At 32.3% G+C, this 21192-nt stretch carries 22 protein-coding genes; 8 read left to right on the top strand and 14 right to left on the bottom strand.

The annotated features are described in order from the left end of the window. Positions 1-2: 2 nt before the first annotated feature. Positions 3-1400 (bottom strand): DHA2 family efflux MFS transporter permease subunit, encoded by a 1398-nt coding sequence (locus J3R86_RS12015; RefSeq protein WP_207517503.1) that lies wholly within the window; start codon positions 1398-1400, stop codon positions 3-5. A gap of 133 nt (positions 1401-1533) precedes the next feature. Between J3R86_RS12015 and J3R86_RS12020 the strand changes: the two genes are divergently transcribed. Beyond that, on the top strand, positions 1534-2334 hold the full coding sequence (locus J3R86_RS12020; RefSeq protein ID WP_207517504.1) for an arylamine N-acetyltransferase: 801 nt from the start codon (positions 1534-1536) through the stop codon (positions 2332-2334). Between the two features lie 12 nt (positions 2335-2346). Continuing rightward, a complete protein-coding gene (locus J3R86_RS12025) occupies positions 2347-2916 on the top strand; it encodes a TetR/AcrR family transcriptional regulator (RefSeq protein WP_207517505.1) in 570 nt (189 codons plus the stop codon). Positions 2917-3030: 114 nt separating this feature from the next. Here the strand turns inward: J3R86_RS12025 and J3R86_RS12030 are convergent, their stop codons facing one another. Then, complete coding sequence (locus J3R86_RS12030) at positions 3031-3543, bottom strand: HdeD family acid-resistance protein (protein WP_207517506.1); 513 nt, start codon at positions 3541-3543, stop codon at positions 3031-3033. A 373-nt stretch (positions 3544-3916) separates the two neighbouring features. Here J3R86_RS12030 and J3R86_RS12035 point away from each other — a divergent pair, with 373 nt between their 5' ends. The 4 genes from J3R86_RS12035 to J3R86_RS12050 all read left to right on the top strand — a co-directional run bounded on the left by J3R86_RS12035 (position 3917) and on the right by J3R86_RS12050 (position 7518). Next, a complete protein-coding gene (locus J3R86_RS12035; protein ID WP_207517507.1) occupies positions 3917-4675 on the top strand; it encodes an ABC transporter ATP-binding protein in 759 nt (252 codons plus the stop codon). After that, entirely contained in the window at positions 4665-6554 is a 1890-nt protein-coding gene (locus tag J3R86_RS12040; RefSeq protein WP_207517508.1) for an ABC transporter permease, read from the top strand. Before J3R86_RS12035 ends, J3R86_RS12040 begins: the two co-directional genes overlap by 11 nt. Positions 6555-6667: 113 nt before the next feature. Then, positions 6668-6859: a VraH family peptide resistance protein gene (locus J3R86_RS12045; protein ID WP_207518563.1), complete on the top strand. Its 192-nt coding sequence runs from the start codon at positions 6668-6670 to the stop codon at positions 6857-6859. A gap of 458 nt (positions 6860-7317) precedes the next feature. Then, positions 7318-7518, top strand: coding sequence for a cold-shock protein (locus J3R86_RS12050; RefSeq protein WP_002463850.1), 201 nt, complete (start codon positions 7318-7320; stop codon positions 7516-7518). A 224-nt stretch (positions 7519-7742) separates the two neighbouring features. On the opposite strand, the gene J3R86_RS12055 is transcribed toward J3R86_RS12050, so the two are convergent. Genes J3R86_RS12055 through J3R86_RS12065 form a run of 3 tightly spaced genes read right to left on the bottom strand, consistent with a single transcriptional unit; the run spans position 7743 to position 10751 of the window. Then, positions 7743-8939, bottom strand: coding sequence for an ABC transporter permease (locus tag J3R86_RS12055; RefSeq protein ID WP_207517509.1), 1197 nt, complete (start codon positions 8937-8939; stop codon positions 7743-7745). Beyond that, positions 8932-9618 carry an ABC transporter ATP-binding protein gene (locus tag J3R86_RS12060; RefSeq protein ID WP_207517510.1) on the bottom strand — a complete coding sequence of 229 codons (687 nt, stop codon included), beginning with the start codon at positions 9616-9618 and terminating at the stop codon, positions 8932-8934. The genes J3R86_RS12055 and J3R86_RS12060 overlap by 8 nt, the downstream gene beginning before the upstream one ends. Next, the gene (locus J3R86_RS12065) at positions 9615-10751 is read right to left on the bottom strand and encodes an efflux RND transporter periplasmic adaptor subunit (protein ID WP_207517511.1); all 1137 of its coding nucleotides are present in this window, start codon (positions 10749-10751) and stop codon (positions 9615-9617) included. Before J3R86_RS12065 ends, J3R86_RS12060 begins: the two co-directional genes overlap by 4 nt. Before the next feature lie 208 nt (positions 10752-10959). Here J3R86_RS12065 and J3R86_RS12070 point away from each other — a divergent pair, with 208 nt between their 5' ends. Continuing rightward, positions 10960-11586, top strand: coding sequence for a YIP1 family protein (locus J3R86_RS12070; protein ID WP_207517512.1), 627 nt, complete (start codon positions 10960-10962; stop codon positions 11584-11586). A 338-nt stretch (positions 11587-11924) separates the two neighbouring features. Beyond that, a complete protein-coding gene (locus tag J3R86_RS12075) occupies positions 11925-12884 on the top strand; it encodes an amidohydrolase family protein (protein WP_207517513.1) in 960 nt (319 codons plus the stop codon). A gap of 139 nt (positions 12885-13023) precedes the next feature. Here the strand turns inward: J3R86_RS12075 and J3R86_RS12080 are convergent, their stop codons facing one another. From J3R86_RS12080 to rpmH, 9 genes are all read right to left on the bottom strand, one after another. Next, entirely contained in the window at positions 13024-13566 is a 543-nt protein-coding gene (locus J3R86_RS12080; protein WP_207517514.1) for a TetR/AcrR family transcriptional regulator, read from the bottom strand. Beyond that, entirely contained in the window at positions 13529-13927 is a 399-nt protein-coding gene (locus J3R86_RS12085) for a DUF3147 family protein (protein ID WP_207517515.1), read from the bottom strand. The genes J3R86_RS12080 and J3R86_RS12085 overlap by 38 nt, the downstream gene beginning before the upstream one ends. Before the next feature lie 66 nt (positions 13928-13993). After that, complete coding sequence (locus J3R86_RS12090; RefSeq protein ID WP_207517516.1) at positions 13994-14347, bottom strand: DUF3147 family protein; 354 nt, start codon at positions 14345-14347, stop codon at positions 13994-13996. Between the two features lie 454 nt (positions 14348-14801). Beyond that, complete coding sequence (gene noc / locus J3R86_RS12095; RefSeq protein WP_207517517.1) at positions 14802-15641, bottom strand: nucleoid occlusion protein; 840 nt, start codon at positions 15639-15641, stop codon at positions 14802-14804. A gap of 42 nt (positions 15642-15683) precedes the next feature. After that, complete coding sequence (gene rsmG, locus J3R86_RS12100; RefSeq protein ID WP_207517518.1) at positions 15684-16403, bottom strand: 16S rRNA (guanine(527)-N(7))-methyltransferase RsmG; 720 nt, start codon at positions 16401-16403, stop codon at positions 15684-15686. Beyond that, a complete protein-coding gene (gene mnmG, locus J3R86_RS12105) occupies positions 16400-18280 on the bottom strand; it encodes a tRNA uridine-5-carboxymethylaminomethyl(34) synthesis enzyme MnmG (protein ID WP_207517519.1) in 1881 nt (626 codons plus the stop codon). Before mnmG ends, rsmG begins: the two co-directional genes overlap by 4 nt. 57 nt (positions 18281-18337) lie before the next feature. Continuing rightward, on the bottom strand, positions 18338-19717 hold the full coding sequence (mnmE, locus tag J3R86_RS12110) for a tRNA uridine-5-carboxymethylaminomethyl(34) synthesis GTPase MnmE (protein WP_207517520.1): 1380 nt from the start codon (positions 19715-19717) through the stop codon (positions 18338-18340). A gap of 168 nt (positions 19718-19885) precedes the next feature. After that, a complete protein-coding gene (rnpA, locus tag J3R86_RS12115; protein ID WP_162096497.1) occupies positions 19886-20242 on the bottom strand; it encodes a ribonuclease P protein component in 357 nt (118 codons plus the stop codon). Between the two features lie 117 nt (positions 20243-20359). After that, on the bottom strand, positions 20360-20497 hold the full coding sequence (rpmH, locus tag J3R86_RS12120) for a 50S ribosomal protein L34 (protein ID WP_000240855.1): 138 nt from the start codon (positions 20495-20497) through the stop codon (positions 20360-20362). Between the last annotated feature and the right edge of the window lie 695 nt (positions 20498-21192).

The following is a 21192-nucleotide window of genomic DNA, read 5'->3' on the forward strand; positions in this document are numbered from 1 at the left end:
TTTTAATTATTATTAGGTTGTATTAGTAACGCTAATAATGATCCTATTAAAGCGATGATTGCCGTCACATAAAATGTTAAATCTAAGCCTTGGATGGCACCTTGGATACCTCCAACATGTGATTTTGCACCTAATGTCGTCATTAAAGTCACTAATAGTCCTGTCCCGATTGCTGCTGACAGCTGTCTCACTGTATTATTCATAGCTGTTCCATGAGCAATTAATGTTCTCGGTAAAGCGTTCAATGCTTGTGTTGTCATAGGTGTCATGATCATCGCGTTACCTAACATCGTAATTGAAAAGGCAATAACAACGTATAGACGACTACTATCACTACTGATTTGTGCTAAACATAATGCGCCAGCTGTAATAGTCAACATACCTATAAAACTGAGCCAACGTCCACCGACTTTGTCATACAGTTGACCAGTTACAGGAGATAGTAAACCCATAACAAGTCCTCCAGGCAATAAGATGAGTCCTGATTCTAACGGTGTCCAATGCATCATTGTTTGCATAAATATTGGTAAAATTGTCAAGTTACCAATAAACAACATAAACATCAGTGATACAATGACCATCGATACAGAAAATTGTTGATATTTAAATACTCTAAATTCTAACAACGGTGACTCTAACTTGAATTGTCTTAAGACAAACGTACAAATTGAAATGATAGCCACGATTAATGTTAAGTATATTGCAGGATGTGACCATCCTAAATTGCCTACTGAACTGAAACCATATAATAGAGCACCGAAACCTACTGTTGATAAGACAACAGATAACATATCTAACTTAGGATAACTTTGCGTTGTCATATTTCTTAATGCAATGTACCCATAAATAAAGTCAATAACAGCTATGATTAACACAATCGTAAATAACTGTCTCCAATCAAATATATTTACAAACCATCCTGCTAGCGTTGGTCCGATAGCTGGTGCAAAGCCAATCACTAAACCAAACATTCCCATGGCCATACCACGTTTTTCGGGTGGAAATAGTATAAAGAGAATTGTTTGTGTTAATGGCATTAGAATACCTGCTCCCATAGCTTGTATTGCCCTACCAAGTAAGACCATTTCAAAATTAAATCCTAATAGACATAGTAATGATCCAAAGATTAAGAAGCCAACAGCAGCGAAGAATAACTTTCTCATTGTATATTTTTCTATTAAAAATGCTGAAATAGGAATCATAATACCATTAACTAACATAAATACAGTTGTTAACCACTGAGCTGTGCTACTAGTTACATCAAAGTCCACCATTACTTTCGGCAATATTGTAGCCAAAATGGTTTGATTTAATACACCTAAAAATGCTCCAATCACAACAATCGCAATGACATTCATTCTTTGAGATGCTTGCTGATGATTGGTTAAGTCATTTGTCATTTTATAAAACACCTCCTTATTCTAAAAGCGGAATTAACTATCACTTATAATAAATGGAATGCGTTCCGTTTGTCAAATATGTTTTTTATGTTTATTATTTAGCTATGATATAAATACTAAGGAGAGAGTAATTATGAATGTTGAACAATTAGAAAATTATTTACACATAGATCGTTCAAAATTTAACCAACCTACTTTAGAAGCATTAAATTATTATGCACAGCGTTATATGTTGACTGTTCCTTTTGAAAATATTGATGTTCAAAATGGAGTGAGAATTTCTGTTGCAGTTGAGGATGTTTTTAATAAAGTAGTCAATCATCATAGAGGTGGCTTCTGTTACGAGATGAATACCTTATTTAAAGCTTATTTATTAGAGAAAGGATTTAAACCCGAATTGATGTCAGCAACGATACATACACCTGGTGGCGGTAGAAGCTTACCTGGTTCACATGTATCACTCGCAGTACCTCTTAATGACATGTATTATGTCGCAGATGTAGGTTTTGGTGACCTACCATTACAAGTGATTCCAATCACTCTACCCGATGAACCACAACCAGTTGAAGATGTGACTGGTACATTCAGAGCTATTTTTGATAGTGAGGCTAAACAAATTTACTACGTTCAAAAATATGAAAATGATAGTTGGAATACCAAGTATGAAGCTAAGTTTGAAGCTAAATTGATTCATGATTTTGATTATAATATTGAATATAATCAAACGAGTCCGCATTCAACTTTCGTCAAAAGATTATTAATTACCATGCCTAAAGAATACGGTAGAGCAACGATGTCTCAAGATTATCTAACGTTAACAAGCCAACATCAAAAGGAAAAATTTGATATTACGAAAGATAATTATCAACAATTCCTAGCAAAACATTTTGGATTAAATGTTAAAATTAATAGGATTGAACAAAAAGATTCGTAGGAGAGACCGCTTATGCTTGATGAAAATAAAAAAATACGTAGTGATGCTAAACACAATAAATTAATTATTCTAGAGACAATTATCCAACTATCACAACAAGGTATCAATATCTCTGAGATGAATATGGCAGACATTGCGCGCAAAGCTGGCGTTGGTGTTGGTACACTCTATCGACATTTTAATAATAAGGCATCACTATGTACGACGATGATGGATGAACAAGTTGAAGCTATGTTTGATAGTATTGAGCAATTTTTAGACGCCCATCAGAGTGACACTTTATATGATAAGCTTTATGGCATACTATCTATTTATGTCAATTTAAAAGACAAAAATTTAGAGACCCTCTCTTTTATTGAAAAGTCCGGTCAAAAATCTAACTCAATGATTAACATTCCATTTTTCGAACGCTTAAAGTTAGTATTACATCAACAGTTTGAAGGAACAGATTATACTGATGTCGACTTTAAATTAAATGTATTATTAAACTCATTTTCTAGTGATTTTTATCAATATATGACTAAGCGTCAAGGATACAATAAAGCACAATTTTTGCAGCATCTGATTACAACCATTTTATAATTTAATCACTAAATGAAAAAGGTCGAGACAACAACTCATGTCTCGACCCTTTTATTATATTATTATCATTTAATGTACGACGTTCTAACTTATCATTATGATTGTAGCGCAATGTTAAGCAAGTGCATCTGTAATATAAATCACACCTACGAAAATAAATGTAATTGCAATCATTGTTGATACAAATACAATACCCATTAACGGATTAAATAATAAAATAATACCGAATAGCACGCCTAATATGTTGAATAAAATAGACACTATTCTTAAGCTACCGCTGCCGTTAAACGTAAATAGTGCTGTAATAGAGCTAAAGATAAACCAAAATGCAAACATATAAATAAAGAATGCTGAACTTGCACCAACATTAAAGATAACTAATAGTCCAAAGATAATATCAATAATACCCATAAAGATTATCAGACCTTGACTACCTCCTGCTAACACTTTCGCTGCACGACGATAAACAATTTGAATGATCCCATTAATTAACACTAATAATCCTATCAACCATGTAATAGCATAAAAGTTTTCAACTGGAAAGCTAAAAATAAGGACTGCAACGATTAATAAAATGACACCCATAATTAAACTGGACCATTTAATACTGTTATTTGATTTTGCCATACTTATCATTCCTTTCATAAATAAACATTTTCTATTTTACTTATATTTTAATTTACAATTATTAAATTCCCTTAATACATATTATACAAACATTTTTCTAAAAGTATATTTATTTTATTAATTAAAAATGTCACATCCTCTTTATTTAAGATTATTCATTGTAAGCGTTGTTATATCAGTGTTCCCAAGTAATAACAGCGTTCTCTCTATTACTCATTCAAGTCACACAACTGTCACAACCAGCAAGAAAATTTCTCCTAACTACTCCAACTTACAACTATGTAAGATTCGCTCGTTATTTTGTAAGTTTAGATAAAGGTACTTTATTTTTAATAACTTTACAATAACAGTAAGGACAGAAAGGAGTGACATCATGGCATTATTAACAGTTCAGCATCTTTACAAAACATATAATGGTAAACAGCCATTTGATGCCTTGAAAGATATTAATTTTTCAATTGAAGCGGGGGAATTTGTAGCAATCATGGGACCATCTGGGTCAGGAAAGACTACATTATTAAATGTCTTAAGCTCTATTGATAATATTTCCAAAGGAGAGGTCATTATTAACAGTGAAAATTTATCTAAGCTTAATCAAAAAGCACTAGCTAAATTTCGCAAAGAATCTTTAGGCTTTATCTTTCAAGACTATAGTGTCTTGCCAACGTTAACAGTAAAAGAAAATATTATGTTACCTTTGTCTATTCATAAATTATCTGCAAGTAAAATGGAAGACAATTACCATAAGGTCACTACAGCATTAGGTATTAATGACCTGGGAAATAAATATCCTAGCGAATTGTCTGGTGGTCAACAACAACGTACTGCAGCAGCACGTGCTTTTGTTCACCAACCTAAACTTATCTTTGCTGATGAACCAACTGGAGCACTAGATTCCAAAAGTGCATCCGATTTATTACTGAGATTAGAAGATATGAATCAACATTTTAATACAACCATTATTATGGTAACTCATGATCCAGTAGCTGCAAGTTATGCTCACCGTGTCATTATGTTAAAAGATGGACAAATACATTCAGAATTACACCAAGACGAACGTACGAAACAAACGTTTTATGAAGATATCGTTCAATTACAAACTACCCTAGGTGGTGTGGTCAATGACGTTTAATCAACTTGTATTGAAAAACTTAGTGCGTAATTTAAAACACTATGCTTTATATTTATTTTCAGTGTTTTTTAGTATTGTCTTGTACTTTAGTTTTTCAACTTTACAGTTCACCCATGATATTAATAATGATAATGCGATTACAATTATTAGAAAGGGTTCATTAGTTGGTTCCGTATTTTTATTTATGATCATTATTATCTTTTTAATGTACGCAAACTATTTATTTATCAAACGACGTACACAAGAATTTGCCTTGTTTCAACTGACTGGATTGACTCGTCATCATCTATTGAAAATGTTGAGCCTCGAACAAATTGTGTTTTTCATTGTAACAGGCATTATCGGTGTCGTAAGCGGCCTTGCCTTTTCAAAGCTCTTATTAACGATTGTCACTAAAGTGATGAAGATAACAACACATTTAACTATTCATTTCGAACCTATGGCCCTACTACTTACGTTTGTCATGCTTATCATTGCTTACCTATTAATTATGATACAAAGTGCTTTATTTTTAAAAAGACGTACTATTTTAACACTGTTAAAGGATCAGATGAATAGAGATGCGGTAAATCCTAAAGTAGGTATCTTAGAAGCTCTTTCAGGTGTTATAGGTGTCGTAATGCTTATATTGGGTTATTATATGGCAGTTGAAATGTTTGGTACCTTCAAAGCACTCACATTATCCATGACATCACCATTTATTATTTTGTTCTTAACTGTAGTTGGAACGTATTTATTTTTTAGAAGTTCTGTGTCGCTCATTTTTAAGACGCTTAAAAATTTTAAAAAAGGACGAATCAATATTACCGATGTCGTTTTCACATCATCTATGATGTATCGTATGAAGAAAAATGCGATGTCACTGACGATTATAGCAACAATTTCAGCGGTAACGATGAGTGTGCTATGCTTTGCTACTTTATCACAGGCAAATGCTAAACAAACGATGGCATCTTATGCACCTAATGATTTTAATACATCATCTAGACAGCAAGCGCAACAACTTGAGCAACGTTTGAACAAAGCGCATATTGCTTATCACAAGCATTACACTGAAACACTAACAATTGATAATGTTAAAGATAATGTAGTGACACTTGAAAATGGTAGTGATGCTGGTCGTACTAGTAGTATTGTAAGTTCTAATAAACAAGTCCACGGTAATCAAGCTGTTGTTACCAATATCAAAGCATTACCAAATGTGATGCGCATCAACACTAATGCGTCTTTAACACTTAAAGGACAGCATAATCTAACTGTAAAGGCCATACACAAAGATAACACCAAAGTTTACCCTATCAATGTGACAATGAATTCACCAGTCATTGAAATTAGTCCTCATCATTATCAACATTTAAAGGCGCAACTTAACAATCAAGATAAGGTGAATACTTTTTATGGCTTTAATATCGTTCATGCATCTCAGATGTCAAAAGCATCACAACTCGCTCAACAAATAACTGGGATTAATTCTGCACAAAAATTTAAACAGCAGATAGCAGCAACGAATGGTATGTTAATTTTTGTTACTTCCTTTTTAGGATTGGCATTCTTAATTGCAGCAGGTTGTATCATTTATATTAAGCAAATAGATGAAACAGAAGATGAATTAGATAATTTCAAGATACTACAGCGTCTTGGTTTTAGTCACTCAGACATGTTCGTTGGTCTACTATTAAAAGTTACCTTTAACTTTGGTCTGCCACTAATCATTGCGCTACTACATTCTATTTTTGCAGCTATTGCTTTTATGAAATTAATGGGACAAATTTCATTTGCGTCTGTGATTATTGTTATAATTAGTTATACAGTCGTTTATATGTTATTTGCCATCATTGCATTTTTACATTCAAATAGAGTAATTAAGCGCGTAGGATGATGTTATAGCGCTGGTTATGAATATGCTATTTGTTAGTCATTTACAGCACAAAGATTCAATGATTACTTTCACATTTGAACAACTATAAAGAGATTTAAAGGAGAGATTTTATGATGAAAATTAAAGAATTCATTGCACAATCATATGATGATTTAAAAAACTTAACAATCAATTGGTTTAACATTTTAATGCTAGCTATTTTTGTTATTTTATTAAGTAGCTTTACAACACCTATTATTGGTGTACCTGCTGGACTATTAGGTGGCGCTTATTATTTAAAACGTCGCGAAGAAAAAGATCAATAACTTTTTAACTATCTTAAGCTAGGCAACTAATATTCTATCTTTTAATTTTATACATGTGGCAGTCACTGACATGGGTTGCAAAATGTTAGTAAAGTAACGTTTATCATTCGTGTTAGCTTTGCCGAGGTGGGATGAGATTATAAATTTTGAGACAATTTATATTTCTCCCACCTCATTTTTTAAATTATTTATGGTTTAGTAACATATAGATGAATAAATTTAAAAATTATTTTTCACTGTTTAAAGGCGCTACGACAGCCTATTGTCATTTTTGAAGCATTACAAAAAAATTATTTTTCACAAATAGCTGTACATTATCGTCAATGACGTGTATAGTTGGACTTACGTAATAAAAGCTCGTGAATTTAATTGTAGTGTATTTGTTTAGAATATCCTCTTTTTAAGTTATGAATTTGTTACAAAATATTAAGTGCAAAAGCACACGGAGGTAATTCTATATGAATAACGGTACAGTAAAATGGTTTAACGCAGAAAAAGGTTTTGGTTTCATCGAAAGAGAAGAAGGCGGAGACGTATTCGTACATTTCACTGGTATTGCTAGCGATGGCTACAAAACTTTAGAAGAAGGTCAAAAAGTGACTTTCGAAATTACTGAAGGTCAACGTGGAGACCAAGCAGTTAACGTACAAACTGTTTAATCCTATATATGATAAAAGCCAGCTCAAATGAGCTGGCTTTTTTTATTATATTAATTTTTAAGTCAACCAAATCTGAGTCATTGTCAAATTCGGTTGATGTATAAATTTTGAATCGAATTTTATCAATTTAGGTCAACCTTGTTTGTCGCAAGATATGATACGACGGACATTAAGGATAGAAAGACAGCGTACACCTTCTAACCTTACTATCCGCTTCATATCACCTATTTAATAATATCTATTAATTCTTTTTTCGATGCTGAACGTGCTGGAATCCAACCAAAGATGACACCAATTAACGTAGATACACCTACTGCTAGAAGTACTGAAGATAGACTGACAGCACTCTTAACCATGTCAGGCGTAGCAAGATCTACTAACCACGCAATAATGATTCCTAGAATTAAGCCTATAATACCTCCAATAATACATAGCACGACGCTCTCCACTAAAAATTGAATTTCGATATCTCGACCTTTGGCACCAAAAGCACGTCGAATAGCAATTTCTTCTGTTCGTTCGGCAACAGAAATATACATCACATTCATCACACCTATACCGGCAATAAATAATGATATACCAGCAACTGCTGCTACAAAGTATGTAATTGTATCCAATACTTTGCCAATAGATTTCATCATTTCTTCATTATCAAGAAACTCATACTTACCTTCAGAAATACCCGATGCTTTCTTATTCAACTCTTTTTGAACTTTTTTTGCTACATCTTTTTTATTGTAGCCATCTGCAACGGTCACTTTAAGTTGTGGTGTTCCCTGAGATAAATCACTCATATAAACATCAAATGTCTTTGATGGTACTTGTGCTACCGTTTTTAAAGGCATACCAGTTTCATCAGTACCACTAGCATCACCAACACCTACAACTTTAAATCCTTCTCCATTAATATAAATGGTTTTGTTGATAGCATCATTATTGAACACTCTTTTAGCGAGTTTGCTATCAATAACTGCGACTTTCTGTTGTAATTCATTGTCATCTTTTGAAAAACCATGTCCTTTATCAACAGCAGTCACTTGTGATTTTTTTTGAACATTGACATCACCACTACCATGAACATTTGTTGTTTTCGTAGCATATGAACTATCCTTGTTTTCTTTTATATTAGCGCTTTTTACACCTTTAACTTGTTCAGCAATACTAATATCCTCCTTATTGAAAGGATTGTTTTTAGGTGGTTTTAAATTTTCAGTATTAAAATTGATGGTTGCCTGATTCTTACCAGCACCTGCATCATTAAATTGTTCACTCGTCGTTTTCTTAAAACCATTACCTAATGACATAATAGTAATAACAGCTGCAATACCTATAATAATACCAATCATTGTAAAGATGTTACGTCTTTTATTTTTTAAAATTGAACGAAATGCCACAGCAATGACATTAGAAAAATTACTCATGTGTCAGCACCTCTTCCCTTTGAACGCGACCATCCAGAATATGAATGATACGATCCGCGCGCGCTGCTACTTTAGGATCATGCGTCACCATAATCATTGTTGTACCTTTTTCTTTATTCAATTTAACAAAGAGTTCCATAATATCCTTTGACGTTTTAGAATCTAACGCACCTGTGGGCTCATCAGCAATAATAAATTTAGGTTCATTGACAATGGCACGTGCAATAGCGACACGTTGTTGTTGTCCACCAGACAATTTATTAGGTAAGACATTCTCCTTATCTTTAAGACCGACATCATGCAGTCTGTCTAATACTTTTTGTTTTCGTTCTTTACCACTCATACCATTGTAAATAAGCGGTATGCTAACATTTTCTAAAATCGTATTATTTTGGATCAGTTTAAAATTTTGAAAGACAAAGCCCACTGTTTTATTTCTTATTTCAGCAAGTTTATTATCAGAGCTTTCTTTGTAATTATTACCGTCAAAAAGATAGTCACCCTCATACCCACGATCAATGAAACCTAAAATATTAATTAAAGTACTCTTACCTGAACCTGAAGGTCCCATAATAGCTATAAACTCGCCTTCAGCTACGTTGATATTAATATCTTTTAAAATGTGGTTCGTTTCATTACCATTTTTGAAGTATCGATTGACGTCTTTTAGTTCAATCATGATGACACCTCAACTTTTTCTCCATCATTTAGATTTCCTTTGGGATTTTTAAGTACTTTGTCGCCTGATTTTAGACCTTTTTTAACAATAATTTGTCCGTTATTTCTATCAATTTTAATTTCTCTTTTATGAACTTTATTGTTTTTATCAACAACAAAAACTTGATTATCTTTTGTTAAGACATCGTTAGGTAATTTCATTGTTTTTAATGGTATTTTGGCATCTAAAGATAGTCCTGGTCTAACTGGAATATCAAGATCACCGATAACTACAGTATATTTAGATGGTTCTCCTGCTTTACCACCTGAAGGAACATTAACCGTTGGATTAGAGGCCTGTGCTGCTGATGCTTGTCCTTCATCACCTTGTTCTCCGCCTGCACTGCTGGCAGCACCACTTGCACTTGCGCCACTGCTAGCACTATCTTCAAAGCTTGTTGGTAATTGGTTAATTTTAATAATTTTACCTTCACCTTTTTTACCGTTACTATTAATCGCAACATTGACTTTATCTCCAACCTTAATCTTATCTATATCAAATTCAGAAACCGTTGTTTTAATTTCAGGTTGATTAGAAATTAATTGCAAAATAGGTTGACCATCGCCAACATTTGACTCATTTTGAATATTAATTGTACCGTCGAATGCAGCATACATACTGTCATTAAGTTGTCTGTCATGTTGAGATAATTGTTGTTGTGCATCATTCAAAGCACTTTGATCTTGTGTTAACTTTGTTTGAAATTGTTGGTTATTAGGACTTTTATTAATCTCTTCGTAATCTTTATTGACTTGTTGTTGTGCTTGATCAACTTTATTAGCAAGATCTGTTCTTTTACTTGCATTCGTATTGTAACTAATGAGTTGAGTTCCTTGCTTCACTTTTTGACCGTCTTCAACAGCAGCACTTAAAAAAGTCCCAATTTGACTATTATTATTATATATTTTAACAGATTGAGGTGATGCTTTACCTTCAATACTAATAGGTGTTTCTTCTTTTACTGTATATGTATCATACCCATTACTGCTTTTATCACCCGAGTGATTCACTTGTTTAATAATAAAAGCGATAGCTAGTAGTAATACAACAATAACTATAGCTATGATCGTCCAAATGATTGTTTTTTTCTTCATATGTATAGTGACTCCTTATCAAAATTTTTATACTTGAATGATAACATATAAATTATATTTATCATATTTAATGTAAAACTTTATAATTAAAAGTAGTTTATTTAAATTAAATAATTGAAATCATCAATAAAAATAACAATAAGGTGTTTTATTAATTTAATTATAATGTTATGCTTACGATAACTTATGAGAAGGAGATGCTTAAAACATGGAAGAGTCAAAATTACCTTTTGTCGAACATTTTTACAAATTACGTACGCAACCAAAATGGTTAATTAAACTAATCTCGCTATTCATTATTGGTATTATTTCTGGTTTTGTGGCATATAAAAATATTCCTATGGATAGCATTACAAAAATAGAAGGCGTTTCTAGTGATCAACAACAATCAATATATATGATGTCGACGATTGTTGGTGGTGCCTTTGGTACTGTTCTTAGTGCCATTGTTGTCTTTGTTATTTTCTTAATAATGTCAAAAATTCTAAAATCTGATGTTGGTGCACTAAGTTTATTCTCTGCGGCGTTTTCATACTCCATCATTATTGCTATTTATGGTTTAATTGTTAATTTGATTACTTTAATTGCAGGTATTAATCCACTTGACACTAGAATTGATAGCTTAAATATTTTCAGTAAAGGCAATGTATTGTTATCAACTATCAATCTAGAAGTGATATTGAAAGCATTGTTAACAGGTATTGTATACTTTGCAACGAGTCGTTTATCTAAACGCACATCTATCATTTTAGCCATTGTTGCTTTAATTTTATTAATTATTACAGGAATGACAGGTTCTTCTATGTCACAAGGTATGCAAGGTATGGCTAACTAATTATTGTAGCCACTTTGAATATATAGACAGTAATGATTAAGTCGTTTGATTTAATGATAGTTTATTGTATCTATCATAACGACTCGATGATTGCTGTCTTTTTCATTTATGAAAGAAAGTAAGATGTTATGAGTGTACTATTCAATAGGTCTTAGCACCTATACTTTATCGTGTAGTTTATTAATTCCTTTAAGACACCCTCTAGACATCCTACACCCACTTCTAATTACAAACAAATTTGAATCTAATAAAGATTTATTTCGATGTGATTGTAATTTTAATATTTTGGGTAATTAAATATTACATAACTTTTTTAATCGAAGGAGTGTAATTTAATAATGGCTAAAATAATCGATACACATGCACATTTATGGAACGAAGACTATCTAGATAAGCTAGGTAAATTGGGAAGTAAAGGGACTGAAGTCGCTAAAGGAATTAACCAGTCTGGGTCTAAAGAAGATTTAAACAAACGTTTTAAAGATATGGATGATAGTGGCGTTGATATGCAAATTCTTTCAGCTACACCGCAATCACCACAATGGGGTACGAAAGAGGAAGCACATCAGTGTGCTAATGAGATTAATGATTTATATCGTTCTTTAGTACAACAATATCCAGACCGCTTCTTAGCATACGGTGCTGTATCTTTACCATATGTAGATCAAGCTATTGAAGAGGCTAAGACATTATTACAACAAGAAGAATTTGTAGGCATTGCTATTCCAACTATCGTTAAAGATAAAGTATCTATCGCTGATAAACAATTCGAACCATTCTTTGAAGCTATCAATGACTTACACGGCACATTATATATACATCCAACTGGCTGTGGTGCACAAAGCCCACTTGTTAATGATTATACTTTAGAATGGGTAATTGGTGCGCCTTTAGAATCAACATTTATCACTTTGCACCTTTTAAAAAATAATATTCCTCAGCAATATCCAAATATTAAATTCCATATTTCACATCTTGGAGGTGCTTTACCATTCTTTATGACTCGTATTGAGGATAATTATGAAGATTGGAATGCCTTTGACAGTGATCCATGGGAAATTTTAAACAAGCAATTTGTTTATGATACAGCAAATTTCCACGAACCATCATTAATCAATTCTGTAGAAACATTTGGTGCAGATAAATTTATGATGGGGTCAGACTTCCCTTATTTCCAAGATGAAAAATATAAACGCAGCGTTGACTACATTAAAAATAGTCGTCTAGATCAAGCTGATATTGATGGCATACTTAGCGGTAATGCTATTAAGTTTTTCAATATTAATCACAAGCACTAGTTGTTATGTCGAAGTGGGAGTAGGACAGCGTTTAAATATCTGTCTCTAATCATTAGACAAAGACGTTTCTATCATAACAAAGTAATATAAAAGGCTATATGACTCAGTATATAAACGTTACTGCAGTCGTATAGCCTTTTTAAATCATATCAAATGCTGTCATAACTTTCGTTAAAATTTTACGAATATATTGTTCATCGAGTACGTGAGGTTTAATCAAAATATTAAAGTAAATTGGTGAGAATATTAAATCTATAAACATGTCTTGTTCTTCAACTATCACATATGGACTTATAATTTCTTTGATTTTTTGTCTATTAATTTCAAAGTATTGTTGTAAGAAAAGCGTCTTAGCATCAGTCTGTCGTTCGCTAATTAATATTTCTAGTACTGCTCTTCCCAAATGTGTTTTATAAATTGACATTACTTTAATAATAAAGCTATACAAATCATCAAATACATAGTCATGTTTTGGATCAATTAACTCAAGTTGATCCACAAACATGCTCATAATAATAGCGTATTTATCTGACCATCGTCGATATATTGTCGCCTTAGAAACACCCGTATTGTCAGCTATTTCATCAATGGTCATTGCTGATAATGGCTTCGTATTTAATAATCTGTCTATTTCTAAATATATTTTATGATTTACTGTTGGATCTTTCGGTCTTCCAGCCATTCTTCTCAGCCCTTTTATGTGTAATAAACTCAACAATTTCAAATATAATCACTGCACTTACAAACCATGATATAAATCCAACAACGATACTTATTAACCACATGTGGGTTACATTTAACATTAACCATGTTATCAAAATACTGATTAGTACACCAGTCATACCAAATACCGCACCGCGACTCACATGCATTGCTATTTTATCTCCATATTGCATACCAGTAATAAACATAGAAACTAAAAATACTGCAGGAAATGTTGCGAATATACCACCAAATTCTTTCCATGGTAGTACTACGGATACAATGTAACTTAATAATACTGCAAATCCACCCACTAAAAATTTAATTGCCACTAATTTCATTTTATAAATCCTCCAATTATTTATATGTTTCATATTTTTGTCATCTATGAAGCTATGATGTTTAAGTTATAAATGGCGTACAGTAAATATAACGATAGAAACAATGAACCAACACACTAAAGTAAATACTGTTCCACGCTTATAACCCTTATGTTTAATATAAATGGAAGTTAAAAATACTGTGACAATACATGATATGATGCCAACTATGGCACCAATACTTAGGCTCATCGACATATTTATGAGCTCTGACCCTCTATGATCAATAGCTAATGCAATGACAGCAGCTAAGAAGACTGCAGGCATCGTTGCAATAATACCGCCTAATTTACCTCCAACCTTGTCTGCCATAATTGATGCTAATGCAACTGCAAAACCACCAATAATAAAATGAAGTATTGCACTTGAAATTGAAAACATATTAATCTGACCTTCTTTATTTAATTACTAAACGAAACGTTTCGTTTAATAATAGTGTAAAACTTATTTTGGGTTATGTAAAGATACTCATACGATTAGAAATGAATCATTATCTAACTCTTTCTATGCTGCTACATGTTTCACGTAAAACAACATACTTAAAAAAGTATGATTGAAGAATCAATTATTAGGTTAATGACGCCTTTCAACTAGTCATTTAACAGTGATTGATTGAAATAATTGAAGTAACACTGTTAGTCTAAGAGAATTTTTACTATAACTAGTTAACTGCAGCAGTAACGCGGATATTTAATTATCAATGAGTTAACATTTAAATCTTAAGCCCAAAGATGTTAATCATCTGCTTAGCCAACAATATATCAATGCGCAATATGCACTTGCTACCTAAAAAAAGTGATATAGAAGCATGTTAATCTTCCATATCACTTTATTATTAGCGTTTATAAATACGTATTTTAATTTCATAGTAATCTTCGTGATCTTTATCTTTATGTTCAACATGTAAACCTGATTGTTGAATAGCTTCTATACTTTTTCCAACTTCGTCTCTTGCTTGAGTAACATCTTGTGCAAATTGTAAGTTTTGAGCTTTAACTTTCTCAGGTCCTGTTTTTTGACGGACTCTATCTTCAGTTTGTTTAACATTTAACTTTTGAGCAATCACTTGTTCAATTAATGTTTCTTGTTCTTCTTCAGGTAAAGAAAGAACAGCTCTGGCATGTCGTTCTGTTATTTTACCTTCACGTAATCGTAATAAGACATTAGGTGCCAATTTTAGTAAACGTAATTTATTAGCGATAAAACTTTGGCTTTTGCCTAAACTTTTAGCTAACTCGCTTTGTGTAGTATCCCCAATTTCTAATAATTTTTTATAAGCTTCCGCTTCTTCAACTACTGATAAGTTTTCTCTTTGAATATTTTCGATTAAAGCAACTACAGCTGTTTCTTCATCATCCATATCACGAATAATAACATCAGCTTGAGGTAAGTTTAATGATTGCATTGCTCTAAAACGACGTTCTCCAGCAATAATTTCATACATACCCTCTTCTATTGGCCTTACAACTATGGGTTGTAACAATCCATGTTCATGTATAGATTCAGCAAGTTCTTTTATTTTATTCGGTTCAAATACTTGTCTTGGTTGATAACGATTGGGAACGATACGCTCAATTTGAATGGATTCAACATTGCTGCTGCGATCTTCTTCTATTTGTCCAATGATGTCATCTTTGTTTTTTAAACCAAATAATTTTGAAAAAGGTTTTTTCATTATCCATTCGCTCCTTTTAAATTAGTTGTAAAGGATTATGTGTTATTTTTCAAGTAAAGGAGTTTTATTTGGCGTACCTGGTTTTCTTGGATACTTTTTAGGTGTTTGTCTTTGTTTATTAATAACAAACATTTGTCTTTCTCCAGCATCCTCTGGCAATTCAAAGGTATACGTTTCCTCTACATTTCCACCTAAAACATTAATTGCAAACTGAGCTTCTTCGAGTTCTTCTTCACCTTTTGATGATTTTAAAGCAATAAATTGCCCACCCTTTTTGACAAGTGGTATACATAATTCGCTTAACACTGATAAACGAGCAACAGCTCTGGCAGTCACAACATCATAAGACTCCCTGTAGACTCCCTTACCAAAAGTTTCAGCTCGATCATGTATAAAACTAACATTTTGCAGACCCAATTCAGCTGCTAAATAATTTAAAAATTGAATACGCTTATTTAATGAATCTACAATAGTTACTTTAAGCTGAGGGAAAATGATTTTTAATGGAATGCTAGGAAATCCTGCGCCAGCACCAATATCACAAACTGTTATGTCTCGATTGAAATCATAGTAAAAACTTGGTGTGATTGAATCATAAAAATGCTTCAAGTACACATCATGTTCGTCTGTAATACTAGTTAAGTTCATTTTGTCATTCCATTCAACAAGTAACGTATAGTAAGTTTGAAATTGCTCTTTTTGAGTTGCTGTTAATTCAATACCATGATTTTTTAACTTTTCAGCTAGCCATTCTACTGTCATTGGTCAGTCACCCTTTGAAGTTTACCTTGTTCTAAGTAAACAAGTAATATTGAGATATCAGCTGGATTAACACCTGAAATTCTTGATGCTTGTGCTATATTTAATGGTTTTACTTCTGCTAATTTTTCACGTGCTTCTGTTGCTAAGCTATCGACTTTGCTATAATCCAAGTCCTCTGGAATTTTCTTTTCTTCCATACGCTTAACTTTTTCAACTTGTTGTAAAGATTTATTAATGTAACCTTCATATTTGGTTTGAATTTCTACTTGTTCTTCTACGTCAGCTGATAATTGATGTTCTTCTTCAAGAATTTTTAAAATGATATCATATGTCATTTCTGGTCTACGTAATAAATCTATTGCTAAAATACCATCTTTCAAACGTGAGCCACCATGTTGTTCAATAATGGACTGTGTATGTTCATTTGGTTTGATACGAATCTCTGATAAACGTTGTATTTCAGCATCTATTTGACGACGTTTGTCATTAAATTTTGCATATCTTTCTTCAGAAATCATACCTAATTCATAACCAATGTCTGTTAATCTTAAGTCTGCATTATCATGACGTAATAATAAACGATATTCTGCACGAGATGTTAATAAGCGATATGGTTCATTAGTACCTTTTGTTACTAAATCATCAATTAACACACCAATATATGCATCAGAACGACTTAAAATTTTCTCGCCAGTTCCTAATACTTTACCAGCTGCATTAATTCCAGCCATAATACCTTGTCCAGCTGCTTCTTCATAACCGGATGTACCATTAATTTGACCAGCAGTATATAGATTTTTAATAGCTTTAGTTTCTAACGTTGGCCATAACTGCGTCGGAACGATTGCATCATATTCAATAGCATAGCCAGCTCTCATCATATCTGCTTTCTCAAGACCAGGTATCGTTTCTAACATTTGACGTTGTACATGTTCAGGTAAACTTGTTGACAGACCTTGCACATACACTTCGTTCGTACTACGACCTTCTGGTTCTAAGAATAATTGATGTCTAGGTTTATCATTAAAACGAACAAATTTATCTTCTATGGAAGGACAATATCTTGGGCCTGTTCCTTTAATCATTCCTGAATACATAGCTGATAAATGTAAATTGTCATCAATAACTTTATGTGTATCACCATTTGTATAAGTTAACCAACATGGTAATTGATCTAAAATATATTCTGTCGTTTCAAAACTAAATGCACGACCAACATCATCGCCTGGTTGGATTTCTGTTTTAGAATAATCAATCGTCTTAGCATTAACACGTGGAGGTGTACCAGTTTTAAAGCGAACGATATCAAAGCCAAGTTCTCTTAAGTTGTCAGATAATGTAATTGACGGTAATTGATGATTGGGACCACTAGAATATTTCAAGTTTCCTAAAATGATTTCACCGCGTAAAAAAGTACCTGTTGTTATAATGACGGCTTTAGCACGATATTCCGTACCAATATTTGTACGAACACCTTTCACTTCATTATCTTCAATAATTAATTCATCTACCATACCTTGCATGATATGTAAGTTTTCTTCATCTTCTAATACACGTTTCATTTCTTGCTGATACAGTACTTTATCTGCTTGAGCACGTAAAGCACGTACTGCTGGTCCTTTACCTGTATTTAACATACGCATTTGAATGTGTGTTTTATCAATTGTCTTAGCCATTTGCCCGCCTAATGCATCAATTTCACGTACTACAATACCTTTAGCTGGTCCACCAACAGATGGATTACATGGCATAAACGCAATATTATCTAAATTAATTGTTAACATTAACGTTTTTGCTCCACGTCTTGCTGAAGCTAAGCCAGCTTCTACACCAGCATGACCTGCCCCTATTACAACTACATCATATTCTTGTGTCACAATTTAAGCCTCCTTGATTATTATCTTCATTTTAGACTGCTATCCGTCTTACTTCATCTATTTTCCTAGGCAGAATTGGCTAAATAATTGGTCTATCAACTCATCGCTAGCTGTTTCACCTATAATTTCTCCTAAAATTTCCCATGTTCTTGTAAGATCTATTTGAACCATATCCATAGGGATTCCTGCTTCTGCAGCATCTATCGCATCCTGAATTGTTTGTCTCGCTTGCTTTAATAATGAAATATGTCTTGAATTAGATACATAAGTCATATCTTGATTTTGAACATCTCCACCAAAGAATAAATCTCTAATTTGAAGTTCTAATTCATCAATTCCTTCTTGCTTTAGCATTGATGTCTGAATTAATGGTGTATCACCAATCATTTCTTTAACTTCATCAATATTAATATGCTGTTCTAAATCAGTCTTATTAACAATAACAATGGCATCTTCATTCTTAATCACTTCGTATAAAGTACGATCTTCTGCAGTTAATGCTTCATTATTGTTTAACACAAAAAGAATTAAATCAGCTTGGCTTAATGCTTTTCTAGAGCGTTCTACACCAATTTTTTCAACAATATCTTCTGTATCTCGAATACCAGCAGTATCAACCAACCTTAACGGCACACCTCTAACATTAACGTATTCTTCTAAGACATCTCTCGTCGTACCCGCAACTTCAGTTACAATAGCTTTATTATCTTGAATTAAATTATTTAACATAGAAGATTTACCAACATTAGGTTTACCAACGATTACAGTAGATAGCCCTTCTCGCATAATCTTACCTTGAGCACCTGTATCTAATAAGCGATTAATTTGTTCTTTAATTGCTTTGGACTGTTCTAATAAAAATTCAGTTGTCGCATCTTCAACATCATCGTATTCTGGATAATCAATATTCACTTCTACTTGAGCGAGTATTTGTAATATAGATTGACGTTGCGCTTTGATTAAATCACTTAAACGTCCTTCAATTTGATTCATAGCTACTTTAGATGCGCGGTCTGTTTTGGAACGTATAAAATCCATAACAGCTTCAGCTTGAGACAAATCGATTCGACCATTTAAAAAGGCACGTTTAGTAAATTCACCTGGCTCAGCCATTCTTGCACCATGAGTCATTGTTAACTCTAATACACGATTAATCGTCAAAATTCCACCATGACAATTAATTTCTATAATATCTTCTCTAGTAAATGTTTTAGGTGCCCTTAAAACAGAAACCATCACTTCTTCAACCGTTTCATTAGTATCAGGATCAATAATATGTCCATAATTAATTGTATGTGATGGCACCTCTTCTAATGGTACCTTACCTTTATATAATTTATCTGCAATAGTCACAGCCTGTGGACCAGATAAACGAACAATGCCAATTGCACCTTCACCCATAGGTGTTGAAATACTTGTTATTGTATCAAATTCCATACCAAATCTCGCCTCCTTTAAAGACGTAAAATATCATTATAATATTGTAATTTGTTTACTTATAAATTGCTAATATCTTGATTTTTTGGGTAGCAAACATTTCTGAGTTAGTCTTACGTTTGTCTGATGTAATACTAACGACAGTCTTAATTAACTGTCTCCCCTACCCTATTTACTAATCTTTTTGTTAAATACTTTAGCAATTTTTAAAACATGCTCTAAACTACTTTGTATTTGTAACGTTGTCATATCTTTAGCCGGTTGTCTTGCTATCACAATGATATCTTTAGCAATGATGTCTTGTTTATGTATCTTAAAGTTTTCTCTGATTGCTCTTTTAATTTTATTTCTAAGCACGGCATTTCCTAATTTTTTCGAAACACTTATACCTAACCTAAAATGTTCAATATCTTTATTATTATAGGTATAAATTACAAATTGTCTATTAGCTACAGAATTACCACTTTTATAAATTCGTTGAAAGTCTGAGTTCTTCTTTATTCGATATTGTTTTTCCATAACTATCACTCACTTATATCATTATCATTTTACAAATTTCATTTATATAGTATCTCGAGCTAATCTTTTATATAAATTATTCTTTTTTAAGCGAAAAAAAAGACCACTGATGAGTCAGTGATCTTATGCAGATAAAACTTTACGGCCTTTACGACGACGGCGCGCTAAAACTTTACGGCCATTTTTAGTGCTCATGCGTTTTCTGAAACCATGAACTTTACTATGTTTACGTTTATTTGGTTGATAAGTACGTTTTACCATGCAAAACACCTCCATCTTTATACAATTATCTAATACACCAGATGATGTAGCCTCTGATCACTTTACATAGATAAGATTTTGCGTTTCTTAGATTAAAATTCTCGATTTAGCTCATTTATTATCTAGTCATAATTCAAGCAACTACTACAATATAACAAAATACGTTTTATAACGCAAGTTCATTTTAAAATGCTTTATATTTTTTTATTCATCTTTAGTGTATTGCCATTAAATTAACTGCAAAGTCTATCAAAATCGATCCTAGCCTTTTTTATCATTTTCCTTCTATACATAACTTATACAATCTTTATAAATTATTTCCCGAGCTGTTTTAACACACTTTAAAATATCTAAAGAAAGTTATCCACTTATACACAGACTTGTTTATCTAATGTGTGGATAATATTAATATACTCACAGAGTTATCCCATTTAAAGCAACATATTCACAGGTATTTGACATATAGAGAAGTGAAAAAGTATAATTGTGTGGATAAGTCATCCAACTCATGATTGTACAAGGATTTATTTATTGATTTTTACATAAAAACACTGTGAATACTTTTAAAAATAAATATAGTTATCCACCGATTGTTATTAACTTGTGGATAATTGTCAACATGATGTTATTAAAAGTTATCCACGTTTGTTGTTTTTGTGTATAACCTAAAAATTATAGAAAGATGGAGTTAATTT

The organism is Staphylococcus simiae, assembly GCF_017357005.1.
GTDB lineage: Bacteria > Bacillota > Bacilli > Staphylococcales > Staphylococcaceae > Staphylococcus > Staphylococcus simiae_A.

What these genes read in the sequence shown, in the direction of transcription:
- J3R86_RS12015 (WP_207517503.1), bottom strand. Translation starts at nt 1,400, where the DNA reads ATGACAAATGACTTAACCAATCATCAGCAAGCATCTCAAAGAATGAAT.
- J3R86_RS12020 (WP_207517504.1), top strand. Translation starts at nt 1,534, where the DNA reads ATGAATGTTGAACAATTAGAAAATTATTTACACATAGATCGTTCAAAA.
- J3R86_RS12025 (WP_207517505.1), top strand. Translation starts at nt 2,347, where the DNA reads ATGCTTGATGAAAATAAAAAAATACGTAGTGATGCTAAACACAATAAA.
- J3R86_RS12030 (WP_207517506.1), bottom strand. Translation starts at nt 3,543, where the DNA reads ATGGCAAAATCAAATAACAGTATTAAATGGTCCAGTTTAATTATGGGT.
- J3R86_RS12035 (WP_207517507.1), top strand. Translation starts at nt 3,917, where the DNA reads ATGGCATTATTAACAGTTCAGCATCTTTACAAAACATATAATGGTAAA.
- J3R86_RS12040 (WP_207517508.1), top strand. Translation starts at nt 4,665, where the DNA reads ATGACGTTTAATCAACTTGTATTGAAAAACTTAGTGCGTAATTTAAAA.
- J3R86_RS12045 (WP_207518563.1), top strand. Translation starts at nt 6,668, where the DNA reads ATGAAAATTAAAGAATTCATTGCACAATCATATGATGATTTAAAAAAC.
- J3R86_RS12050 (WP_002463850.1), top strand. Translation starts at nt 7,318, where the DNA reads ATGAATAACGGTACAGTAAAATGGTTTAACGCAGAAAAAGGTTTTGGT.
- J3R86_RS12055 (WP_207517509.1), bottom strand. Translation starts at nt 8,939, where the DNA reads ATGAGTAATTTTTCTAATGTCATTGCTGTGGCATTTCGTTCAATTTTA.
- J3R86_RS12060 (WP_207517510.1), bottom strand. Translation starts at nt 9,618, where the DNA reads ATGATTGAACTAAAAGACGTCAATCGATACTTCAAAAATGGTAATGAA.
- J3R86_RS12065 (WP_207517511.1), bottom strand. Translation starts at nt 10,751, where the DNA reads ATGAAGAAAAAAACAATCATTTGGACGATCATAGCTATAGTTATTGTT.
- J3R86_RS12070 (WP_207517512.1), top strand. Translation starts at nt 10,960, where the DNA reads ATGGAAGAGTCAAAATTACCTTTTGTCGAACATTTTTACAAATTACGT.
- J3R86_RS12075 (WP_207517513.1), top strand. Translation starts at nt 11,925, where the DNA reads ATGGCTAAAATAATCGATACACATGCACATTTATGGAACGAAGACTAT.
- J3R86_RS12080 (WP_207517514.1), bottom strand. Translation starts at nt 13,566, where the DNA reads ATGGCTGGAAGACCGAAAGATCCAACAGTAAATCATAAAATATATTTA.
- J3R86_RS12085 (WP_207517515.1), bottom strand. Translation starts at nt 13,927, where the DNA reads ATGAAATTAGTGGCAATTAAATTTTTAGTGGGTGGATTTGCAGTATTA.
- J3R86_RS12090 (WP_207517516.1), bottom strand. Translation starts at nt 14,347, where the DNA reads ATGTTTTCAATTTCAAGTGCAATACTTCATTTTATTATTGGTGGTTTT.
- noc (WP_207517517.1), bottom strand. Translation starts at nt 15,641, where the DNA reads ATGAAAAAACCTTTTTCAAAATTATTTGGTTTAAAAAACAAAGATGAC.
- rsmG (WP_207517518.1), bottom strand. Translation starts at nt 16,403, where the DNA reads ATGACAGTAGAATGGCTAGCTGAAAAGTTAAAAAATCATGGTATTGAA.
- mnmE (WP_207517520.1), bottom strand. Translation starts at nt 19,717, where the DNA reads ATGGAATTTGATACAATAACAAGTATTTCAACACCTATGGGTGAAGGT.
- rpmH (WP_000240855.1), bottom strand. Translation starts at nt 20,497, where the DNA reads ATGGTAAAACGTACTTATCAACCAAATAAACGTAAACATAGTAAAGTT.